The sequence below is a fragment of the Lentzea sp. HUAS TT2 genome (genome assembly GCF_051853195.1).
Lineage (GTDB): Bacteria > Actinomycetota > Actinomycetes > Mycobacteriales > Pseudonocardiaceae > Lentzea.
This window is the reverse complement of sequence record NZ_CP196667.1, coordinates 5,750,599-5,772,154: the sequence shown is the minus strand read 5'-3', so window position 1 is coordinate 5,772,154 and position 21,556 is coordinate 5,750,599. Positions and strand designations below refer to the sequence as shown.

The following is a 21,556-nucleotide window of genomic DNA, read 5'->3' as shown; positions in this document are numbered from 1 at the left end:
GATGGTGCGGGTGCGCGACCCGCGAGTCGGGGATGAACGCGGGTCGCGCGCCCGTTCTGTCAGGGGGCGCCGCTAGCATCGGCAGCCATGCTCGCCAGCCCGTCCGATCTCGTCGATCTGCTCGAATGCGAGCACCGCAGCTTCCTCGCTCGTGACGAACGCCGTGGCGACCCCTCCGAACTGCACGTTGCCGCAGCCAGGACGGCTGCGGAGATGCGGTCCGGCGCGGACCTGGTCGAGAACGCCGTGTTCTTCGACGGCGTGTTCCACTGCACGGCTCAGACCCTCGTGCGCACGGCCGACGGGTACGAACCGTGCGAAGAGGCCTCGGACGCCACTCCCCTGGCCGTGTTGTCGCTGGTCGCGGCGGCGCAGGCGCTCGGCTCCGAGCGCGCGCACCTGATCGTCGACGGCCGCCGCACGACGTTCCGGATCGCCGACTTCACTCCCCTGCTGGGGCGGTTGCGCACGCGGCTCGCCAAGCCCGCCCCCGCGCCGCAGCGGTCGTGGGGTGACGTGCGGGCGGCCTGCACCGGGTGCCGGTTCGCCCGTCACTGCGCTTCCGGTCGTGAGGAGGCGCGGGACCTGTCGCTCGTGGCGGGTCTGCGGACCGACCAGCGGCGGAAGCTGGTCTCGGCCGGCATCGACACGATCGACGCGCTCGCGGCGACCGACGAGCGGCCCGCGACGCTGTCTCCGGCGAGCTTCACCGCGTTGACGGCGCAGGCCCGGCTTCAGGTGCAGCAGGAACGTACGGGCGTCATCACGTACGAGGTCGTGGCGCCGGAGGCGTTGGCGAACCTGCCGGAGCCCGCCGAGGACGACGTGTTCCTGGAGGTGGACGGCGACACATTCCGCACTCCCGGCTGGGAGGGGACGTTCGAGGAGTTCGTCGACCGCACGCCCGCCGGCACGGTCTACCACTTCGCTCCGCACGACCTCGCCGGGCGGGCCGCGCGGACGGCGACCAAGGAGTCCGAAGTGGACGAGCTGGTGCGGCGGTGCGTCGATCTCGGGGCGCTGACGCGGCGGGTGCTGCGGGTGTCCACCCGGGAGTACACGCTGCCGGCGCTGAAGCCGTTGCTGGACGACGAGATTCCCACTCGCGGTCTGCGGGATCTGTTGCACGACATCAAGGTCGAGCGCGAGATCGAGACCGCGCCGCCGCAGGAACGCGACGAGGCGGCGCTGGAGAAAGCCGCCGAACGGGCGCGCCGGATGGCCGCGCTGACCGAGCCGTTGCTCGCCGAGGGGTACGCGTTGTTCGCGGCGACGGTCGGCTACCACCGGCGGGAGTCGAGCCCGGCGTGGGGCGACTTCTTCCGGCAGGCCCTCGCGCCGATCTCCGACCTCGAGACCGACTCGCACTGCGCGGTGCCGATCACGCTGAAGGCCGAGGACTGGGTGCCGCCCAGCGGCCGGGTCCGGACGCACAAACGGCAGGTGCACGCGCGCATCGACCCCGAACGCCCGCACCCGTTCGGTTCGGGCGAGCAGGTCCGGCTGCTCTACCCCGGCAACATGACGCGCAACGCCGTGGTGGCCGACGACAACCCGTACGAACTGGTGCTGACCGAGAGCAACGCGGTCGAGCACGGCGAGATGCCGATCGCCGTGCTGCCGGGCAGTCCGGTGCCCGCGTCGCCGAAGGACGAGGCCGTCGCGGAACTGGCGGAGCAGGCAGTCGGACTGCTGCCGCTGCTCCCCCGCAACCCCGGCATCGACCTGCTGCTGCGCACCCCGCCCGCGCAACCGTTGCCGCAGCACGACGACGTGGTGCAGGCCGTGATCAAGGCCGTCGACCAGCTCGACGGCGGCACGCTGGCCGTGCAGGGCCCGCCCGGCGCCGGCAAGACGTATCTCGCGACCAAGCTGGTGCGGCACCTGATCGACCAGGGCAAGACCGTCGCGGTGACCTCGACGTCGCACAAGGCCGTGGAGAACGTGCTGTCGTCAGTGGATCCCGACATCCCGATGGCCAAGCGCCCCAAGGAGAAGAAGCCCGAGGAGGGCCTGCCGTGGGACCAGCCGAAGACCAACGGCGCGCTGGCGGCGTGGCGTGAGGAGCACCCGCAGGGCCACCTGGTCGGCGGCACGGCCTGGACCTTCTCCAACACCGTGATCAAGGCGCAGCCGTTCGACGTGATGATCATCGACGAGGCCGGCCAGTTCGCGCTGGCCGACGCGGTGGCGGTGGCGGTGGCGGCGCGCAACCTCGTGCTGCTGGGCGATCCGCAACAGCTGCCCCAGGTCGTCCAGGGCGTGCACCCGCCCGGTTCGGACGCGTCGGCGTTGGGCCATCTACTCGGCGACGCGGACGTGATCCCCGCGCATCTGGGCTATTTCCTGGCCGAGACCCGCCGAATGCACCCGGCCGTGTGCCGTCCGGTGTCCGAACTTTCTTATGCCGGTCTGCTCCATTCGCACGAATCCGCCGCGCACCGGTCGATCTCCGGCGTCGAGCCGGGGATCTACCTGCGCGAGGTCGACCACCGGCACAACATCACGTCGTCTGCCGAGGAAGCCGACGCCGTGGTGGACACGGTGCGCGCGATCGTCGGTCGAACTTGGACGGACAACGGTAAAACGCGCGAACTTACCGATGCGGACATCCTCGTGGTCGCGCCCTACAACCTGCAGGTGCGGGTGATCCGGCGGCGGCTGGCCGATGCGGGATTCACCGAAACTCGGGTGGGCACAGTGGACCGCTTCCAGGGCCAGGAGGCACCCGCCGTCATCATGTCCATGACGTCGTCGTCCACCGTGGACCTGCCCCGTGGCCTGGACTTTCTTTTGTCACGCAACAGATTGAACGTGGCACTCTCCCGTGCCCAGGTGCTCGCCGTGATGATCTGCTCGCCCCGGCTGCTGGACGCCGACGTGCGCGGCGTGGAGCAGATGCGGCTCATCGCGGGCACGATCGGCCTAACAGAAAACATGAGAATCTATCCGTGGTGACACCAAGGCGTTGTCATACGGTGACCTTCTGACCCCTCTGTGTTGTTAGCGTGGCGCGGTTCACCCGGTCGGGTGATTCAGATCATGAATGTGTGCTCGATCCGCCACGCATCAACCAGAGCAGGAGAGATTCGTTGGCAAGGAGAGTTCTTGGCGCGTTCGCGGTGACCGTCACCGCTGCGCTGGCCACGCTGGCACTGGCCGGCACGGCACAGGCGCACACCCCCGTCGTGAACAAGGGATGTGACGCGAAGGCTGGGAAGTCCTGGTTCACCGTGTCCCTGAAGGACTACGGCAAGGACAAGGACAACACGCTGGTCGTCAAGATCGACGGCGTCGAGGCGTTCAAGACCACCTTCAAGGGCAAGCTCGAAGAGCAGAAGTGGGAGCGCGGCGGCGACGCCAAGCACACCTACGAGGCGACGATCACGGCCTACGACGACCCCAATTTCCAGAAGGGGTGGAGCAAGGTCGAGACCCGCACGACCGAAGAGTGCGTGAAGACGCCGCCGACCACGACCACCACCAAGCCGACGACGACCACGAAGCCGGCCTCGTCGACTCCGGAGGTGCCCTCGTCCTCCGCTGAGGTCCCGCCGCCGTCCACGACCCCGGTCGCTCCCGGTGGCAGCGCTCCGGAACCGCCCCTCGCGGCGACCGGTGCGTCCCCGCTGTGGCTGCTGCTCTCGGGTCTGGGCCTGGTGGGAGCCGGTGCCGGCACCCTGCTGTTCCTGCGCCGCCGTCAGAGCGCCTGAACCAGCTGAACCAACAAGGAGCGGGGCGGTCCGAAGTGGACCGCCCCGCTTTTCGCATTTCTAGAGGTCCAGTTCGGTCGCCGGCCCGTGGCCCTCGCGGATGAACCACTCAGTGCCGAACGCGTGCGCGAACGTCGGTTCGTCGAGCGCCAGGAAGAACGACTCCTCGGTGATCTGCGAGGCGTGCGCGCGCATCGCCTTGCGCTTCACCTCCAGGTACTTCGTGACGTCGACGCCGACGTTGATCTCCGACTCCGGCACCGCGTCCTCGCCCAGCGGCGGCGGCTCCTCGATGCCCGCCATCCTGAACGCCTCGCGGAACTCCGACTCCCGCACCATTCCCTGGTAGACGGCCGGGGTGCCGGCGATCTCCGCGGCACGCATGCCGACCCGGTGGGCCTGGATGTGGTCCGGATGGCCGTAGCCGCCGAAGCTGTCGTACGTCGTGAACACCTTCGCGTCCTCTTCGACGAGGATCGCCGCGAGCTTCTGGGCCGCCTCCTCGACGTCGGCCGTCCAGAACGACCCCGGCTGGTCGTTGAGCTCGTCGCCCATCATCCCGGAGTCGCGGTACCCCAGAAACTCCACGCGCGCGACCCCCAGCAGGTCCGCCGACGCCTGCGTCTCCACGACGCGGCGCTGCCAGAGCTCCTCGCCCTCCTGCAGGAAGTCCGGGACCAAGCCGGCCTCCCCGCGCGTCGCGACGACCAGGACGACCCGGTGTCCCTCCTCGAACGCCTTGCGCATCACGCCACCCGTGACGATGCACTCGTCGTCTGGGTGGGCGTGGAACGTCACCAATGTCGCCATGTCCGCGACGTTACCCGCGAGTGGAACTTCGCCATTCCCCCGCGGGCCCGCGACTCTCTAAGGTGGGGAACAGACCCTTGTCCGCGGGGAGGATGCCGTGCGCGTGCTGTGCACAGTCGCGTTCTCGGCCGCTCACGCGAGGGCCACCCTGCCGCTGGTCGCGATGCTCGCCTCGCTCGGCCACGAGGTGCTGGTCGCGGGTCCCGCGTCGGTGCTGCGCGGTTTCGCCGGCGAGCCGGTGCGCGTGGCCGCGGCGCTGCCCGAGGTCGCGGACCAGCTCGCGGAGTTGTTGCAGGGCGAGGTCCTGACGCTGCCGCCGGACTACGACCCGTTCTCCGACGAGATGGTCGTCGAGTTCGCGGCGGGCCCGCACATCACCGCGGCCGTCGAGGGGCTGCTGCCCGTCGCCGTCGACTTCCGGCCCGATCTGGTGCTGCGCGGGGGCATCGAGTTCGCGGGCCTGCTCGTCGCCGAACGCCTGGGCGTGCCCCATGTGACCGCGCCGACAGGTGTCGGCCAGTACATGGACCGCCTGACCTTGTTGAACGCCCTGAACGAACGCCGCGGGGAACTGCGCCAGCCGGTGCACGAGTCTCTCGACTCTGCGCACCGGTACGGCCGGTTGGACGCGGTCCCGCCGGGCTACTCGTTCGCCCGCCAGCCGATGCCACCGGCGTTCACCTACCAGCAGCCCACCCATCACAGCACCGGGGAACGGCTGCCGCAGTGGCTGGCCGACCTGGACCCGTCCCGGCCGCTGGTGGTGGCGTCGACCTCCACGTCGGGCGGGGTGTTCGAGTCGGAGTCGTCGCTGGACCTGTTCGACTTCGACGCACTCCCGGCGCAGGCGCTGGACCGGTCGCCGCTGGCGCACCTGGAGACGATGGTCGCCGGACTGTCCTCTGTGGACTGCGAGGCCGTGGTGCTGACGGGCGGGCTGCCGGTGGAGGCCTCCGCCTCGCACGTGCACCTGGTCGAGTCGCTGCCGCAGGCGTTGTTGTTGCAGAGCGCGGACCTGCTGGTGTCGCACGGCGGGTACAACTCGGTCCGCGAGGCCATGCGGGCCGGGGTGCCGGCGGCCGTGCTGCCGGTGCTGCACGACCAGATGCACAACGCCCACCGGGTCGGTGAACTGCGGCTCGGCGTGCGGGTGCACGACTTCTGCGCCGACGCGGTCACCGAGGCCTGCCAGCGCGCGCTGTCGGACCCGAAGATCCGGGCGGGGGTGCGGCGGGCGCAACGGCACATGCTCGGCCTGCCGTCGATCCGCGACGCCGCCGAGTACCTGGAACGGATCGTGCAGCGCAACAAGAAGCTCGTGAGCATGTGAAAGGGCGGCGCACCCCCAGTGACAGGCTGGGAGGCGCCGCCCCTCGGCGAACTCGTGGAGCTATCGCAGGGTCAGGTTCCAGGAGTTGATGTACCCGGTGTCACCGGAGTACACGTCCTGGACCCGCAGCTTCCACGTGCCCGCCGCGACCTCGGACGAGGCGTTGACCGTGTAGGTCGCCACCACGTTGTCGGCACTGTCCGAAGTGGACGAGTTCTTCAGCCGGTAGGCGGTGCCGTCCGGCGCGACCAGGTCGATCACCAGGTCGCCGCGGTAGGTGTGGACGATGTCCACGCCGACCTTGGTGGAGGAGGAGGCGTTGCCCGTCACCGTGGAGGTGATGGACGACGTGATCGCGGCACCGCGGTCCGGGATGGCGACGTCGGTCGTGTTCTCCAGGCCACCGGAGGGCGGCGGAGTCGTGTCGACGGCGTTCACGGTCTTGGTGGCGTCCGCGAGGCCCGCGCCACACCCGCCGGAGCAGGTGCCGGGCAGCGGCCGGGAGTTCGTCTTGATCAGGTCCTTGACCTGGGCCGGGGTCAGCGACGGCTTCTTCGCCACCAGCAGTGCCGCGAGGCCCGCGATGTGCGGGGCGGCCATCGACGTGCCCTGGTAGGGCTTGTAGTTCTCGGCACCGGGGGTGGTGGCACCGGCGTTCAGCGTCGACCAGATGCCGTTCTCCGGCGTGGTGATGGTGCCTGGGGTGTCGGTGCCGCGACGGGTCTCGCCGCCGGGCGCCGCGATGTCGATGCGGGTGCCGAAGTTCGAGTAGAACGCCTTGTTGCCCTCACGGCCGGTCGCCGCGACGGTGATGACACCGGAGCAGTTGGCCGGGGTGAAGTTGGCGACGTTCGCGTTCGAGTTGCCGGCCGCGACGACGACCGTGGTGCCGCGGTTGATGGCGCCGTTGATCGCGTTCTGGTAGGTCGTCGAGCAGGACGACTGACCGCCCAGCGACATGTTGATGACCTTGGCGACGTTCTGGTTCGCGGGAACGCCGCTCACCGTGCCGCCGGACGCCCAGGTGATCGCGTCGGCGATGTCCGAGGTGGCGCCACCGCACTTGGCGAGCACGCGCAACGGCTGGATCTTGGCGTCGTAGGCGATGCCCGCGATGCCCTTGCCGTTGTTGGTGGCCGCGGCGATCGTGCCCGCGACGTGCGTGCCGTGCCAGGACGAACCCTGGTCGGACGGCGGGACCGGCTGGCCATTGGCGTCCGTGCCGCACTCACCGCGTGCGGTCCAGTCGCCCTCGTCGGCCGGGTTGGAGTCGCGGCCGTTGTTGTCACGGGCACGAGCGGAATCGGACACAAAGTCGTACCCCGCGACGACTTTGGACGCCAGATCGCTGTGCGCGACGTAGCCGGTGTCGATGACCGCGACGGTCACACCGGAGCCGGTGCTCGACGACCACGCGCCGGGCACGTTCATGCCCGCGGTGGCCTCGAAGAGGTCCCACTGCCGGGAGTACTCGGTGTCGTTCGGGTCGGCGAGCGGCTGCATCAGCAGGTCCGGCTCGACGTAGGCGACCTTCGGGTCGTTCTTGAACGCCTGGATGGTGTTGTCGGCGTTCGTGGTCTTCGCACCGAGGTCGACGACGACCGCGCCACTCGCCGTGCGGCGGTGCAGCGACTTGCCCTTCTTGCGGGCGTCGTCCGAGGCAGCGGTGTCGGACGAGGCCTCGGCGGTGCCGGGCTTGTAGCCGACGATCAGCCGCTCGAACGGGCGGTTCACCTGGGTCGAGTCCGGCTGGGACTGGATCTGGCTTGGAGCGGCGTTGACGGGTGAGACAACGCTGAACACGGCGGCGGAAACTGCCGCGGCGCACAGACTCGTGCGTCGCAATCCGTTCACGTGAGGTCCTTCCACGCAGGGCCTTCGCGTGCCGTTGAGGGCGTCAGTGTTCTGAACCGGCTGCGGAGGTGTGGGGACCGTAAGCCGGGTCACAGCTGCGAAAACAGGTCTAGCGGAGGCCGTTTGACGACACTGGCGTGTTCACGACAGGGGTGTTGCGCTGAATGGCGCACAATGTGGCCGTGTTCGGACACCTGGGCGTCGCGCCGGAGCTAACGGCCGTTTACGAGCTTCTGGTAACAGGCGGAAGCCGCACGACGGAAGAAATCGGCGTCGCGGCACCGCTGCTGGAGCAGATGCGCGAGCTCGGGCTGGTCCGGCACCTGCCCGGTGACGTGTGGCAGGCCGTCGCACCCGATCTCGCCGTCGAGGCGCTGATCGCGGCCCGCGAGGAGCAGAACCGGCGGGCGCGCGCGGACGTCGGCCCGTTGATGGAGCTGTACCTGCGCAACCGCGACGAGGAGCTGGCCGACAACGCGTTCGTCGAGGTGGTGTCCGGTGTGGACGCGGTCCGCGAGCTGTGGCACGCCCTGCTGCGCGGTGCCCGTGAAGAGGTCTGCGTGCTCGACCAGCCGCCGTACGTGACGCCGCTGGGCCAGCACGTCGCGCTGGAGGACGAGACCCGCGAGCGGGACGTGCAGTGGCGCGTCGTCTACGACCGCTCCGCCGTAGACATCCCCGGCCGCGTCACGGAGATCATCGACCTGGTCGCGGCCGGCGAACGCGCCCGCGTCACGCCGACGCTGCCGTTCAAGCTCGCCGTGATCGACACGCACGCGGCGGTGCTCCCCGTGGTGAACGGCGATGTCGTCGACAAGGTGCTGCTGATCCGGCCGTCGGCGCTGCTGGACGTGCTGCGCTCGACGTTCGAGCTCTACTGGGACAAGGGGATCCCGTTCAGTCCCGGTGGGATCTACGCGGCGGCGGCCGATGTGGACCCGAACCTGCTCGGACTGCTCGCGGCCGGCCTCACCGACGAGTCGATCGCGCGGCAGCTCGGGCTCGCGCCGCGGACCGTGCAGCGGCGGGTGCGGCAGCTGATGGACCGGTGCGGGGCGCAGACGCGCTTCCAGGCGGGCGTGCAGGCGATGCGGCGGGGCTGGCTGTAGAAAACGATCTTGCGTGCAACCCCCGGTGATCCTCCGGCGTCCTCCCTTCGCAAGCGAACGATCACCAGGGGGATTCATGCGCATGCGCAACGTGATGGCGGCTGCCCTGACGGGCTTGGCACTTCTCGGTCTCGCGGGCACGGCGTCCGCTCAGACCGAGCTGACGTGGCCGCCGAAGGACGTCACGCCGGTCCACAAGACCAAGGCGGAACTGGAGAAGCAGGCGGCCGGGTTCAGCGCCCGTCAGCAGCAGACCTACCCGTTGGTGTTCCGCGGCGCGCAGAACGTCGCGCCCGGCAACTGGGGTGGCGAGGCCGAGGGCGTGTTCGACGACATGCAGTACATGGGCAACTTCGCGTCGTTCACCCACAACGGCCAGCGCGTCCAGACGTACACGCAGGTCAACGCGCCGGGCCAGCACGAGTGGTCGCCGAAGGAGTACTGCGAGCAGGAGTGGGCCAAGTGCACCGGCCAGGTCAGCGACCACCGGGGCGGGGTGACCGTCTTCTCGAAGAACGAGGCGTCTGGCATCACGGCGGCCCGGAACTTCCGCCGCAACGGTGAGGTCGTGTGGGTCCAGAGCTGGACGGCCGGCACCGAGGCGCAGCTGGCGGTGCTGGCCGCCGACCGCGCACTGACGTTCACGCGCTGAGGGCAAGAGTGAGCGGGCGCTTCCGGTCATGGAGTCACCGGAAGCGCCCGCTCGATCAACTGGCGACCTTGCGCGCGGCCACCAGCTGTCCGTCCGCGAACCCCTCGACGCGCACCTCGCGCCCGGTCGCGGTCAACGTCGCGGTGTGCGCGCCGTCTGCCACGTCCAGCGAGGTCATCGGGCGGCCATCGACGTAGATGTCCACCCGGTCGAGGTTCACGGTGTCCAGGGAGACGGTCGTGCCCGCGACCGCCACTCCGAGCCGCCGCACCGGGAGTGCGGCCAGCAGCTCGCCCGCACGGGCGAGCAGGTCCACGTTGCCCTGCAACAGGTCCGCGCGCGTGACCTTGTGCTGGTGCGACGGCCGCACGCCCAGGTCCTCCACCGGCGTGCCGGCGAGCTTGCCGACGCGCAGCGTGCGGCGGATCGACACGCGCATGTTCGCCTTGTTGGGCAACGCCTTGTACGGCGACTCGCCGTCGCTCGGCGCCGGGATCTTCAGCAGTGTCATCAGAAGTCCGTGCGTCCACACGTTCGCGCCGCCCGCACCGGTGTTGTCGTCCACGCCGAGGATCGGGCCCAGGTCGTGGTCGGCCCAGCCCGCGGCGAAGATGTCCGTGGCCGAGTAGCACCGCGCGTCGGTGACCAGCAGCACCGGGCCGTGGTAGGTCTGGCCCACGGCGTTCGCGCCGTCGACCGGCGTGATCGTGTGCGAGCAGGAGAACGCCTGGCCCGTCTCGGTCGAGCTGTCGAGCGACGGGAACCACGGGCCGAGGTCGATCTGGCCGGTCGGGTCCTCCGCGTGCCGGCGGCAGATCCGCAGGTTCAGCGGCGTGCTCAGGAACTGCACCGGCTCCGGCTGCACCGGCCGCGGCGTCATCGTCTGCAGCAGGAACTCCGAGGCGAAGATGTGGCCGCCGCCGTTGTCTCGCACGTCGACGATGAGTCCGTTCTGCGGCAACAAGGCCGCGAGCCGCACGAACTCCTTCAGGAACGCGTCCGGGTCGTCGACGCTGAACGTGAAGATCCGCAGGTGCCCGAACGTGCCGGACGGCGTGACGACCGGACGCGCGCGGAACACGCCGGGCATCGTCGTCGGGACGTCCTGAGCGGCCATCGCGACCGCGCCACCGGCGGCCTCGGCCTGCACGACCTTGGGCGCGTGCAACAACTTCTTGGCGCGTGCCTTCTCGTCGGAGTCCAGGTCGACGCCCTGCGCGGCCGCGGCGGGTGACAGCGCGTCGACGTCGGTCATCGGAGGGAGGTTCTCCGTGACCTGCCAGTCGACGCGGATCTCCTCGGCCGCGCCCGCCTCGGTGCGGTAGGTGACGACGACCCAGTCCTCGTCGGGCGGGAGCTGGATCACCAAGGGGCGCAACGTGAGCGACTCGACGCCGCGGGCGAGGTTCGCGGCGGGGTTGCTGCCGGCGAAGATCGCGCCGTTCAACGCGACCGCGCGGGCGATCGGCGTGCCGTTCCAGTGCGTCACCTCGGCGCCGGCCGCGAGCCCGCCGAAACCCGCGACCGTGCGCGAGACGAGGTACTGCTCGGTGCCGTCCTCGGCGAAGCAGCGTTCCAGCTGGAACGGCAGAAAGGCGATCTTGCCCGCGAACGGCGCGGGCAGCAGGTAGTTCGTGTGCAGGTCTCGCACCGAGTGGAAGGTGCTCGACAGCTCGCGGTGGAACTGCCACTCCGCCTCGGCGGTGGCATCGGTCTGCCGTTCGAGTCTGGCTCGGAGAACCCTGAGTCTTTGCACAGGGTTCACCGCGTGCATGGCGACCTTCAGCGGCAGGTGCGCGTAGTTCTGCTCCAGCAGGATCAGCGCCTGGTCGACGATGAGCTTGCGCTGCGCCAGGGTGAGGGTGCCCGCCGTCGCGAGGAACTCGGCGAGTCCGACGGAGCTTGCGACGTTCGGGTGAGCGGTTGCGGTCATGGTGGGGCCTCCTTGTTCAGTAGAGGCTTTCCAGGGCGCCCGGATACACCTGTTTCACCCGTTCGGCCGCTAACTGGAGCAGTTTTCTCGCCGACAACTGGAGTAAAGGGGAGGCCGGCGATGAGTCCACCCGTCTTGGAGCTCCGCATCCACGGGGTCAACAACACGCCCCCGGACGCGATGCTGGCTCTTCCCGACCACGCCGTCGAACAGTTCCGGGGCGACCGCTTCGGCAGCTTCTGGCGGCCCAAACCGGACAAACTCGCCGAGCTGCCACCGGATCACGCCGGGCAGGTGCCCGCGGACGTGCGGCGCGAGGCGTACTCGTGGGGCGGCATGGCGCGCAGCAGCCCCGGCCTGCCGGGCAGCGGGGTGCCGTCGGTGCTCGCGAACGTGCTGGGGCGCATCGGATGGGCGTTGCTGCTGCCGTTCGGGCTGGCGAACGTCGCCTACTGGTCCCGGAAACTCCCCGACGACTCGGTTCCGACGACCAAGCACATGGTGTGGTGGAACGCCGGGCGCGGCGCGGCCAGCACCCGGTTGTTCGGACTGGGGCTCACGGTGTTGCTGGTGCTCGCGGTGTGCGAGGTGGCGATCGACCTCTACGCGATCCAGTGCTCGCTGCCCGGCGCGGCCTGCAAGCGGTTGCCGGACTTCCTGGACGTGCTCGGGGATCCCGCGCGGCACGTCCGGGTGCTCGCCGCGTCCGCCGTGCCGGTGCTGCTGTTGCTCGGGCTGATGGCGCTGACGTCGTTGTCGCGCAGCAGGTACGAGATGACGACGATGCGGCGCGAACCGGTGCGCAGGCCGGGCGTGATGCTCAGCAGGGCGTCGATGTGGGAGGGCAGCCCGCGGATCCGCCGGCTGACCCGGCTGCACCTCTCGGCCGGCTGCTGCGTGGTGGTGCTGGCGACGAGCGCGCAGTTGGTGCAGCACGCGTTCTTCCTGGTGCTGACCGTGCTCGCGGGCGGCGTGCTGGCGGTCGTGATGGCACGGGTGGTGGTGACGGCCACCGACTGCCCGGACGTGCCGTCGACCGAGAAGGGCGGCCTGTGGTCGTGGCTGCTGATGATCTCGGCCGTGGTCGTGCTGGTGGCGCACGGGTTCGGGCTGTACGCGATCGCGCCGGTCTTCGACGGGCCGCTGTGGCTGACGTCGTGGGGGCCGCCGGTCGTCGCGGTGGCGCTGCTCGGGTCGGTGCTGGCGGCGTGGTCGTGGCGGCGCAACGACGCCAGGGGTCCGCTGGTCCTGCTCGTGCTGTTCGTGGCGTTCATGGTTGCCACGTACTGGTTTCCGCTCGCCTGGATCGGCGCCGCGGTGGCCGGCGGGGTGCTGGCGTGGCGGGCCCGGCCGCGTGCCGGTGACCAGTGGCAGGCCTGGCGGGGAGCGGGCCCCGGGGTGCTGCTGGGGTTGTCGCTGGCGTCGTCGGTGATGCTCTCGACCGTGCTGGTGCTGACGTTCCGGGGCTGGGTCGGCACGGGGCTGCGGGCGCCGTCGTTCTACTCGTGGTTCAGCGCGGCGTTCGCGGTGGCGCTGGTTCCGTTGGTGCTGCTGGTGATCGCGCAGGCCGTCGTGCTGCTCTCGCGGCTGACCGCGCCCGCCGTGCTCGACGGTGAGGCCGAGGTGCTGGTCGTGCGGGTGCGGCACGTGGTCGCGGTGACGCACCGGGCGGAGAACGTGGCCGGCGCGCTGTCGTTGTCCGGTGTGCTCGCGCTGCTGCTGACCTGCTACCTGACGTTCGCCTCGCCGGGATGGGCGCAGTGGTCCGGTGTGGCGTGGGTGGTGGGCAAGGGCGACTGGGTCACCGGGCTCGCCGGGGTCGCGGTGGTCGGGTCGTTCGTCGGCGCCGGGATGCTCACCAACCGGCGGCCCCTCGGATTGGTGTGGGACCTGATGTGCTTCCTTCCGCGCACGGCCCACCCGTTCGCGCCGCCCTGCTACGCCGAGCGCGCGGTGCCGGAGATCGCGGACCGTTCCCGTGAGTTCCTGGACGAGTCGCCGGATCATCGCGTCGTGCTGTCCGCGCACAGCCTGGGTGCCGTGCTGGCCGTGGCGGCGTTGTTCGCGTTGCCCGCCGGGTATCTGCGGCGGGTCCAGCTGCTGACGTACGGCGTGCAGCTGCGGCCGTACTTCGGGCGGATCTTCCCGGAACTGCTGGGTCCCGCCGTGCTGGGCACGCCGCCGGTGCGCGCGGGCGCGTTGTTCTCGTGCGATCCGTGGCGCCGGGAGCCCGGTGAGGCACCGGGGCGGGGACTCACGTCGTTGCTGGGGCCGAGCTGGGTCAACCTGTGGCGGCGCACCGACTACCTGGGTTTCCCGGTGCACGGCTGGGAGGACAACGACCTGGACCGCCGCGCGGGCGAGACGAACGGGTCACCGGACAAAGTGGAGACTCACGGCGACTACCACCTGTGCGCCGCCTACCGAGACGCGTTCAGGCACCTCGTCGCCATCGATCTGAACCAGTCACCCGATCGTGGACGTGAAGGGGATGGGAACCTGGAACGCAGCTGACTCAAGGAGAAACATGCGCACGACCGTGGCGACCCTCGTGGGTGCCGTACTGCTCGGCGGAGGGCTGGCCGCCTGTTCGAGCGAGCCCCCGCCCTCCGCACCGGCCGTCAAGCCCGTGGCCGAGACCGACGTGGTGGCCCCCGCGGCCTCCGGTGACCAGCCGAAGGGCATCACCTACGACGTGAACCGGATTCCGCTGGGAGCCAAGCTCTCCACCGGCTCGTCCGTCTCTAATGGACAGACGACGGTCGAGCTGAAGGTGTCCGGGCTGCTGCCGAACACGAAGTACGGCTCGCACGTGCACACCAAGCCGTGCGGCGCCAAGCCGGCCGACTCCGGGCCGCACTACCAGAACACCAAGGACCCGGTGTCGCCGAGCGTCGACCCGGCGTTCGCCAACGCGGAGAACGAGATCTGGCTCGACTTCACCACCGACGCGCAGGGCGCAGCCACCGGCCGTGCGACGGTGAAGTGGGAGTTCCGCAAGGGCGAGGCGAACGCGGTCATCGTGCACGCCACGCACTCCAGCACAGAGCACGGCAAGGCGGGCACGGCCGGTGACCGCCTTGCATGCCTGACTGCTGCTTTCTAACAAGGTCCGGTCAGGGCCACCCCTCCGGCGAGATGTGGTCCTGACACCGGCTCCAGCACCGCCGCGCGCACGAGGCTGAGCACCTCGTACCGCGTCCCGGCGCGGCGGACCAGCCCGCGCACGCACAGCTCCCGCAGGTACCGGCCGGGCTCGGGGTCGTCACCCTCGGCCATCCGCACCAGCAGGTCCTGTCCCTGCGAGTCCAATGTGGACAGCGAGCGGCGCAGCGAGTCGCGCAGGTGCGCCGACGTCGGGTCGAGCGGGTTGGTCCGCAGCCGCTCCAGCAGGTGCTGCGGCGAGTAGACCATGAACCACCCCGCCGCGAACTCCAGCGCCGACGGCAGCCCGTCCAGTTCGTGGACGAGGCCCATCAGCGCGGCCTGGTTCGCGGGCTCCGGCCTGAACGCGGGCCGCACCCTGTGCACGTGCGTGAGCAGCAACCGCACCGCGGCCTCGTCGCCCAGCGCGCCCAGCGGGAACACGTGCTCGCCGGGCAGGCCGGTCGGGGCCAGTGCCGTGACGACGATCCGCAGGCGCGGGTGGGCCTCCAGCAGGCGCGGGTCCGGCCGGTGGTCGGTGACGAGCACGGTGTCCTGGTCGTCGTCGACCGACGGGGTCGTCTGCGACGGGTGCCACAGCACCGACCAGCCGTGCCGGAAGTGCAGCTCGCCGGCGACCTCCAGGGCGAGCCTGGTCTTGCCGACGCCGCTGACGCCCGTGACGGTGACGAGCCGCCCGGCCGTCGCGCGTCCCTCGGGCGCGGCACCGAACCCGATCTCCCGCGACCCCTCCGTCAGCAACGCCGCCAGCGCCGCAGCCTCCGCCTCCCTGCCCACGATCAGGCCGGACGGCCCGGCAGGCGCCGGTGGTGCCACGGCGGCACGGCCCGCGGTACGGCCTCCCGCCTGCTGCAGGTCCGCGCGGCTCTCGTCGTCGAGCCGCAGCCCCTCCGCGAGCAGACGCACCGTCTCGGCCCGCGGTGAGCGGGTGCGGCCGCATTCCAGGTCGCGGATGGCCCGCACGCTCACCATCGCGAAGTCAGCCAGCTGTTGCTGGGTGAGGCCAGCGCCGATGCGGTGCGTGCGCAGCAGTTCTCCGAACTCCCTCATCCCGTTCCCCTCCCTCGGACACCGAGTCTCGGGGCGATCGGGCGGCGAAACATGGGTGGCGGTCCCCCATATTCACGACCGCGCGCAAATCTGGGGGGCAGGTCCCCATGTGCCGCGCGCTCGCGCGTGCGAGATTGGCCGGGTGACCTCAGCGGCCGAAACGAGCACCGGCGAGAGCTGGACAGCGGCTTTCGCGCACGCTCTGCGCCCGCTGGTCGACGCGTCCCGCACGGAGGTCGCGCCGCCGTTCGACGCGGCGTTCGCCGAGCAGCTCGGACGCCGGCTGGTGGCGATCGCGGCGCGCACGCTCGTGCTGGAGCTGCACACCGTGCGCGACACGCTGACCGCGCCGACGAGCGAGGAGCGGTTCGTCGAGTTCACCAGGACGCTGAACCTGTCGTCGATCTTCAACCGCTACCCGGTGCTGGCGCGACTGCTCGCGCAGGCCTGTGAGCAGGCAGTTTCCACGCACCACGAGCTGTCGTCGCGGTTCACCCGCGACCGTGCGCGGATCGTCCAGACGATCTTCGAGAACCAGGACCCCGGCGCGCTGATCTCCATCGAGACGGGCCAGGGAGACGCGCACCAGCAGGGCCGGACCGTGGCGATCCTGACCTTCGAGTCCGGCGAGCGGCTCGTCTACCGGCCGCGCCCGGCCGGGCTGCACGAGCGGTTCACCGACCAGCTCGACTGGCTTTCCCGCCGAACCGGAATCACCTTCCGCACGCCCCGGCTGCTGTCCCGCGACGGCTACGGCTGGCTCGAGCACATCCCGCACGAGCCGTGCGCCGACGTGGCCGGGGTCGCCGAGTTCTACCGGCGGCTCGGCGCGCTGCTGGCGTTGCTCTACGCGCTCGACGGCACGGACATGCACTACGAGAACCTCATCGCGTGCGGCGACCAGCCGGTGCTCGTGGACATCGAGACGCTGTTCCACCCGACGCTCACGCACGACTCGGACCCCGCCGTATTGGCACTGGTGCGTTCGGTGCACCGCACGGCCCTGCTCCCCCACGTGCTGATGGGCGACAACGGGGTCGCGGACGTGTCCGGGGTCGGTGGCGACCACGGCGTGCTGTCGCCGTTGAACGCGGTCGACTGGGCAGACCCTGGTACCGACCGGATGCGGCTGGTCCGGCGGCCCAAGACGTCGCCGGGGGCGTTGAACAGGCCGATGCTCGGCGGCGTCCCGGCCGAACCCGCCGACTACCAGGACTCGCTGCTGGCAGGGTTCCGCGCGGGCTACGACGCGATCGTGGCGCACCGGGACGAGCTGCTGCAGCTCGCGCGGTCGTGCGTCAACGAAGAGGTGCGGTTCGTTGCGCGCGCGACGCGGCAGTACGCGCGGTTGCTGGACGAGTCGACGCATCCGTCCGTGCTGGCCGACGCGCTGGACCGCGACCTGGCGTTCGGTGTGCTCGTGGTGGACGACCCGCTGCTCGACCGGCTGGTGCCGTTCGAGGTCTCCGACCTGTGGCGCGGCGACGTGCCGCTGTTCACGTGCCGGCCCGGGTCGACCGACCTGTGGACCGCGTCCGGGCTCCGGCTGCCGGGGATGCTGCCGGAGCCCGGACTGCACGCCGTGACGCGCAAGATCCTGGCGATGAGCGAGGTCGACCGGCACGACCAGCAGTGGGTGATCACGGCCCTGCTGGCGTCGCGGCCGCGGCCGGTGTCGCACCACAGCGGTGTCGCGGTGTCCGGGCACGTCGCGCCGGTCGACCCTGACCCGGCCCGGCTGCTGGTCGCCGCGTGCGGGATCGCGGACCAGATCCTCGCGCACGCCTTCACCGGCGGGGACCGCGTCAACTGGCTCGGCATCGAACTCGTCGACGACCGGCACTGGACGGTGCAGCCGCTCGGGGCCGGCCTGTCCAACGGGTACACGGGTGTGGCGCTGTTCCTGGCCGAGCTGGGCTCGCTGACCGGTGCCGCGCGGTACGTCGACTTCGCACGCGACGCGTTGCGGCCGTTGCCGTCGCTGCTGGAGCTGTTCGCCGAGGAACCGGAACTGGTCACGGCCGCGGGTGGCGGGATCCACGGCCTGGGCGGCATCTGTTACGGGCTGGCCCACCTGACCCCGTTGCTGGGTCTGGACCCCGCGCTGCTGACCCAGGCCGTTCGGTTGATGCCGAAAGAAGACGCGTCCCTCACCGTCGTGGACGGCATGGCAGGCTCACTGGCCGCGATGCTCGCCGTCGGCACGCCCGAGTCGCTCGCGCTGGCCGACCACTACGCATCTACTCTGCGTGGCACTATTTGCCATTCGAATGGCTTCGCCCGCGGTCATGCGGGAATCGGATGGGCTTTGCGGCGTTACGCCGCAACGGTTCGTGACGACCTATCGGATGTGGCCGCACGAACGTTCCTGGAGAGCGACTCCATCGACCCGACCGACACCGGCTGGTGCTCCGGTCTGGCCGGTGGCGCGCTCGCCCGTGACGACGAGCGGCTGGCCGGTCTGCTGGCGACCAGGGAACCGTTGCGGGACATGAGTCTCTGCCACGGCGAGCTGGGCGTCGTCGAGGCACTGGCCGCGCACCACCCCAGCGCCGCGACCCGCCGCACGGCGTTGTTGCTGGGAGCACTGGACGAACACGGCGCACGGTGCGCCACCCCGGGCGGAGTTCCGTCGCCCGGCCTGCTCACGGGCCTGGCCGGCATCGGTCACGGCCTGCTGCGGCAAGGGTTCTCCGTCCCCTCAGTCCTGCAACTGCAGTCACCACCCGAACAAGAGGAGTCCTCCCGATGAACGAGTCCCTGCACCGCACGGCCGACCAGCCCGGAACGGCCGAGCACGCGATCGGGGAGATGGAGCTCGCGCCGAAGACCTTCGCGGGTGCGCGGGCACGCGCGTTGATGGGTGTCACCATGGCGATGAGCGCGTTCGTGGCGGTCACGCCGCTGCTCACGGACACGACCGTCAGCGCGAAGTAGAAACTTTCACCCCGAATACGTCTGGGCGGTCGATACAGCGACCGTACCGGGACCGTTAGGGTCCAGACATGCAGACCCGAGCGCCTCACGTGGTCGGCCGTGATCGTGAGGTCACGGCCGTCACGGGGGCACTCGCACGGACGCGGGAGTCCCGTGGCGGCGCCGTCTTCCTGATCGGCGAGGCCGGGATCGGCAAGTCCCGCCTCGCCCGGTACGCGGCGGGCCAGGCGTACGACGAGGGCATGCGGGTGCTCAAAGGCCGCGGCACGACCATCGGCCCGATGGTGCCGTTTCGTCCAATCGCGGAGGCACTTCTGAGCCTGTTCCGCGGTGAACCGCCGGACGACTCCGCGCTGGGTCCCTACAAACCCGTGCTGGGCACGCTGATCCCGGAGTGGCACGACCACCGGTCCACCAAGGAATCCGTCGTGGTCCTGGCAGAAGCGGTGCTGCGGCTGCTCGCGTCCGTCGCGCGCAAGACGCCGTGCCTGCTCGTGCTCGAAGACCTGCACGAGGCGGACGCGGAGACGCTCGCGGTCGTGGAGTACCTGGCGGACAACCTGGAGGACCAGCCGGTCCTGCTGCTCGCCACGATCCGCACCGAACCCGGCCACGCGCTGGAACTCGTGCATCGTCTGGTGCGACGCGGTTCCGGTGGACTGGTCGAGCTGCACCGGCTCTCGCAGGACGAGGTCGGCCAGATGACGGCCGCCTGCCTGGAGAGCCCGCACGTGCCGGCGGAGCTCGTCGATCGCTTGTGGACGGACAGCGCCGGAAACCCGTTCGTCGTCGAGGAACTGCTGCACGGCATGGTGAGCAGCGGCCTGCTCGTGGCGGGGGCGCAGGGCTGGCAGGTGCTGGGAGAGCTCAAACTGCCGGTGCCGGCGGCGTTCGTGCGCAGCGTCGCGCACCGCACGGACAGGCTGGGGCCGCAGGGCCGTGAGGTGCTGTCCATCTCCGCCGTGCTGGGTCACAGGTTCCCGCTCTCCGTGGTGCAGAAGGTGACCGGCATCGACGACCGCGAGCTGCTGAGCCACCTGCACGCCGGGGTGGCCGCGCAGCTCGTGACGCCGGACGAGCCCGCGCCGGACTGGTACGCGTTCCGGCACCCGCTCACCGCGGACGCGTTGCTGGCCCAGCTGACCCCGGCCGAACGCGTCGACCTCTCGTCGCGCACGGCCGACGCGATCGAGGACCTGCACCCCGGCCTGTCCGGTGACTGGTGCCCGCTCGTCGCGAAGCTGCGGCTCGACGGCGGATCCCCTGCCCAGGCAGGACTTCTGTTCGCCGAGGCGGGCCGGCGGGCGTTGTCCGGTGGTGCGGCGGAGTCGGCCGTCACGTTGCTCGACCGCGCGCAGAGCCTGCTCACCGACGAGATCAGCCTGCGCGCCGACGTCCTGGAGACGCTGCTGCCCGCGCTGGCGGAGACCGGCGAGTTCGAACGCGCCTTCGCACTCGACCTCTCGACCCTGCAGTCCCTGGAGGGATCGCGGCGCGCGAAGCTCCACTCGCGACTGTCGCGCGTCGCCTTCGTCGCCGGGTGGCTGACCGAGGGCGTGGAGCAGGTGCGCACCGCGAGGGCGTTGCTCGGGCCGGACGCGCCCGACGAGCTGACCGCGCAGCTGGACGTCAACCTGGCCTACCTCACGCTGCACATCCCGAGCCCTGACCGGATCGCGTCCGCGGCGTGCCTGGCTCGGCAGGCGGCGCTGGCGGCGGACCGGGCGGACCTGCCGACGGCGGCGTGCGAGGCGTGGCAGCTGCTCGGCATCATCGCGCGCGAGCAGGACATCGACGAGGCCAACGCGTGCTTCGGCAAGGCGCTCGCACTCGCGGACACGCACCGGATGCCGATCCAGCACGTCTACGCGCTGGTTCGCCTGGCGGGCAACGACTGGCTGCAACACGGCAGCACCACCTCCCTCGACAGCACGCACGCGGAGGCGTGCCGCGCGGGCGCGATAACGGTGGCGCACAACGTGGACGCGATCCTGGCGCTGCAGTCGGTGCTGACCGGCGACTACGCCGCAGCGGCCGAGCAGATCGACAGGTGCCTGCGCACGACCAAGCGGCTGCAGTTCAACTCGCTGATCCGCTACCTGCTGATGGCCAAGGCGACCCTGGCCGCGCACCAGGGCGACCGCGCCGGCACCGACGCAGCCATCGAGGAGTTCGAGGCCGTCGCGAAGAGCGGCGCGCAGGAGCACTCGCTGTGCTTCGGGCTCGCCCGTGCGTTCTGCGCCCTGCTGGAGGAGAACCACGCGCTGGCCGTGGCGGAGCTCGACCGGGCGGTCGAGCTGGAGTCGCAGAACCCCACGACGTTCCACCTGTCCGGCACGCACGGCATGCGGGTGCTGCTCGGTGTGCTCGACGGCCGCTTCGGCTGGTCCGACTACCGGGCATTGACCACGGCGTCCGCCGCGGGCATGCGCTGGAACCGGCAGTTCGTCGAACTGGCGAACGCCGTGCTCCTGGGCCGCGACAACCGTTTCGACGAGGCGCTGCAAGCCTTTCAGCGCGCCGAGGAGGCCGCGTCGATCTACCCGCTGGCCCGGCACCTCGGCTGGCGGCTGGTCGCCGGGGAGGCGCCGGCGTGGGGCGATCCGGTGTCCTGGCTGCGGTCGGCGGAGGAGTTCTTCCACCAGGCCACGATTCCCGCGGTGGCGTCGGCGTGCCGGGGCCTGTTGCGGCAGGCAGGGGCACCGGTGCAGCAGCGGCGCAACGGCACGGACCAGGTACCGCGGCAGCTGCGCGGACACGGCGTGACGGTCCGCGAGTTCGAGGTGTTCGTGTTGCTGGCTGATCGGATGGGCAACAAAGCCATCGGGACCCGGCTGCACATCTCGCCACGTACGGTGGAAAAGCACGTCGCCTCGCTCATCGCGAAGACCGGGCAGCCGGACCGTGAAGCGCTTTCCGCGTATGCCGCAGCCCTCGGACGTTGACTTTTGGATCTGGGCCGAAACGTCGATGGGCATCGGCCGAAAGTCTGATGCAACCTCC

14 protein-coding genes are annotated in these 21,556 nt (G+C 70.6%); 10 read left to right on the top strand and 4 right to left on the bottom strand.

The genetic code is table 11. The features are described from left to right. Window positions 1-87 precede the first annotated feature (87 nt). Both ACSHWB_RS28190 and ACSHWB_RS28185 read left to right on the top strand, forming a co-directional pair. On the top strand, window positions 88-2,958 hold the full coding sequence (locus ACSHWB_RS28190) for an AAA domain-containing protein (RefSeq protein WP_439656305.1): 2,871 nt from the start codon (window positions 88-90) through the stop codon (window positions 2,956-2,958). 134 nt (window positions 2,959-3,092) lie between these two features. Beyond that, window positions 3,093-3,713 (top strand): LPXTG cell wall anchor domain-containing protein, encoded by a 621-nt coding sequence (locus tag ACSHWB_RS28185; RefSeq protein ID WP_439656304.1) that lies wholly within the window; start codon window positions 3,093-3,095, stop codon window positions 3,711-3,713. 60 nt (window positions 3,714-3,773) lie between these two features. On the opposite strand, the gene ACSHWB_RS28180 is transcribed toward ACSHWB_RS28185, so the two are convergent. Further along, on the bottom strand, window positions 3,774-4,523 hold the full coding sequence (locus tag ACSHWB_RS28180; protein WP_439656303.1) for a PIG-L family deacetylase: 750 nt from the start codon (window positions 4,521-4,523) through the stop codon (window positions 3,774-3,776). Window positions 4,524-4,620: 97 nt separating this feature from the next. Here ACSHWB_RS28180 and ACSHWB_RS28175 point away from each other — a divergent pair, with 97 nt between their 5' ends. Beyond that, window positions 4,621-5,853 carry a glycosyltransferase gene (locus tag ACSHWB_RS28175; protein ID WP_439656302.1) on the top strand — a complete coding sequence of 411 codons (1,233 nt, stop codon included), beginning with the start codon at window positions 4,621-4,623 and terminating at the stop codon, window positions 5,851-5,853. Window positions 5,854-5,913: 60 nt separating this feature from the next. On the opposite strand, the gene ACSHWB_RS28170 is transcribed toward ACSHWB_RS28175, so the two are convergent. Next, window positions 5,914-7,707: a S8 family serine peptidase gene (locus ACSHWB_RS28170; RefSeq protein WP_439656301.1), complete on the bottom strand. Its 1,794-nt coding sequence runs from the start codon at window positions 7,705-7,707 to the stop codon at window positions 5,914-5,916. A gap of 182 nt (window positions 7,708-7,889) precedes the next feature. Between ACSHWB_RS28170 and ACSHWB_RS28165 the strand changes: the two genes are divergently transcribed. Both ACSHWB_RS28165 and ACSHWB_RS28160 read left to right on the top strand, forming a co-directional pair. Then, the gene (locus ACSHWB_RS28165; protein WP_439656300.1) at window positions 7,890-8,816 is read left to right on the top strand and encodes a LuxR C-terminal-related transcriptional regulator; all 927 of its coding nucleotides are present in this window, start codon (window positions 7,890-7,892) and stop codon (window positions 8,814-8,816) included. Between the two features lie 76 nt (window positions 8,817-8,892). After that, window positions 8,893-9,468: a hypothetical protein gene (locus ACSHWB_RS28160; protein ID WP_439656299.1), complete on the top strand. Its 576-nt coding sequence runs from the start codon at window positions 8,893-8,895 to the stop codon at window positions 9,466-9,468. A 55-nt stretch (window positions 9,469-9,523) separates the two neighbouring features. Here ACSHWB_RS28160 and ACSHWB_RS28155 read toward each other — a convergent pair whose 3' ends face one another. Then, window positions 9,524-11,401, bottom strand: coding sequence for a S41 family peptidase (locus ACSHWB_RS28155; RefSeq protein WP_439656298.1), 1,878 nt, complete (start codon window positions 11,399-11,401; stop codon window positions 9,524-9,526). Between the two features lie 120 nt (window positions 11,402-11,521). On the opposite strand from ACSHWB_RS28155, the gene ACSHWB_RS28150 reads away from it, so the two are divergent. Together ACSHWB_RS28150 and ACSHWB_RS28145 are read left to right on the top strand one after the other, a co-directional pair. After that, complete coding sequence (locus ACSHWB_RS28150; protein WP_439656297.1) at window positions 11,522-13,915, top strand: hypothetical protein; 2,394 nt, start codon at window positions 11,522-11,524, stop codon at window positions 13,913-13,915. A gap of 13 nt (window positions 13,916-13,928) precedes the next feature. Next, window positions 13,929-14,507, top strand: coding sequence for a superoxide dismutase family protein (locus tag ACSHWB_RS28145; RefSeq protein WP_439656296.1), 579 nt, complete (start codon window positions 13,929-13,931; stop codon window positions 14,505-14,507). Here ACSHWB_RS28145 and ACSHWB_RS28140 read toward each other — a convergent pair. After that, the gene (locus ACSHWB_RS28140; RefSeq protein ID WP_439656295.1) at window positions 14,504-15,616 is read right to left on the bottom strand and encodes a helix-turn-helix domain-containing protein; all 1,113 of its coding nucleotides are present in this window, start codon (window positions 15,614-15,616) and stop codon (window positions 14,504-14,506) included. The genes ACSHWB_RS28145 and ACSHWB_RS28140 overlap by 4 nt on opposite strands. A 142-nt stretch (window positions 15,617-15,758) precedes the next feature. Between ACSHWB_RS28140 and ACSHWB_RS28135 the strand changes: the two genes are divergently transcribed. The 3 genes from ACSHWB_RS28135 to ACSHWB_RS28125 all read left to right on the top strand — a co-directional run bounded on the left by ACSHWB_RS28135 (window position 15,759) and on the right by ACSHWB_RS28125 (window position 21,498). Then, window positions 15,759-18,368 (top strand): type 2 lanthipeptide synthetase LanM family protein, encoded by a 2,610-nt coding sequence (locus ACSHWB_RS28135; RefSeq protein ID WP_439656294.1) that lies wholly within the window; start codon window positions 15,759-15,761, stop codon window positions 18,366-18,368. Next, on the top strand, window positions 18,365-18,553 hold the full coding sequence (locus ACSHWB_RS28130; RefSeq protein WP_439656293.1) for a hypothetical protein: 189 nt from the start codon (window positions 18,365-18,367) through the stop codon (window positions 18,551-18,553). The genes ACSHWB_RS28135 and ACSHWB_RS28130 overlap by 4 nt, the downstream gene beginning before the upstream one ends. 68 nt (window positions 18,554-18,621) lie before the next feature. Next, window positions 18,622-21,498: an AAA family ATPase gene (locus tag ACSHWB_RS28125; protein WP_439656292.1), complete on the top strand. Its 2,877-nt coding sequence runs from the start codon at window positions 18,622-18,624 to the stop codon at window positions 21,496-21,498. The last annotated feature ends 58 nt before the right edge of the window (window positions 21,499-21,556 follow it).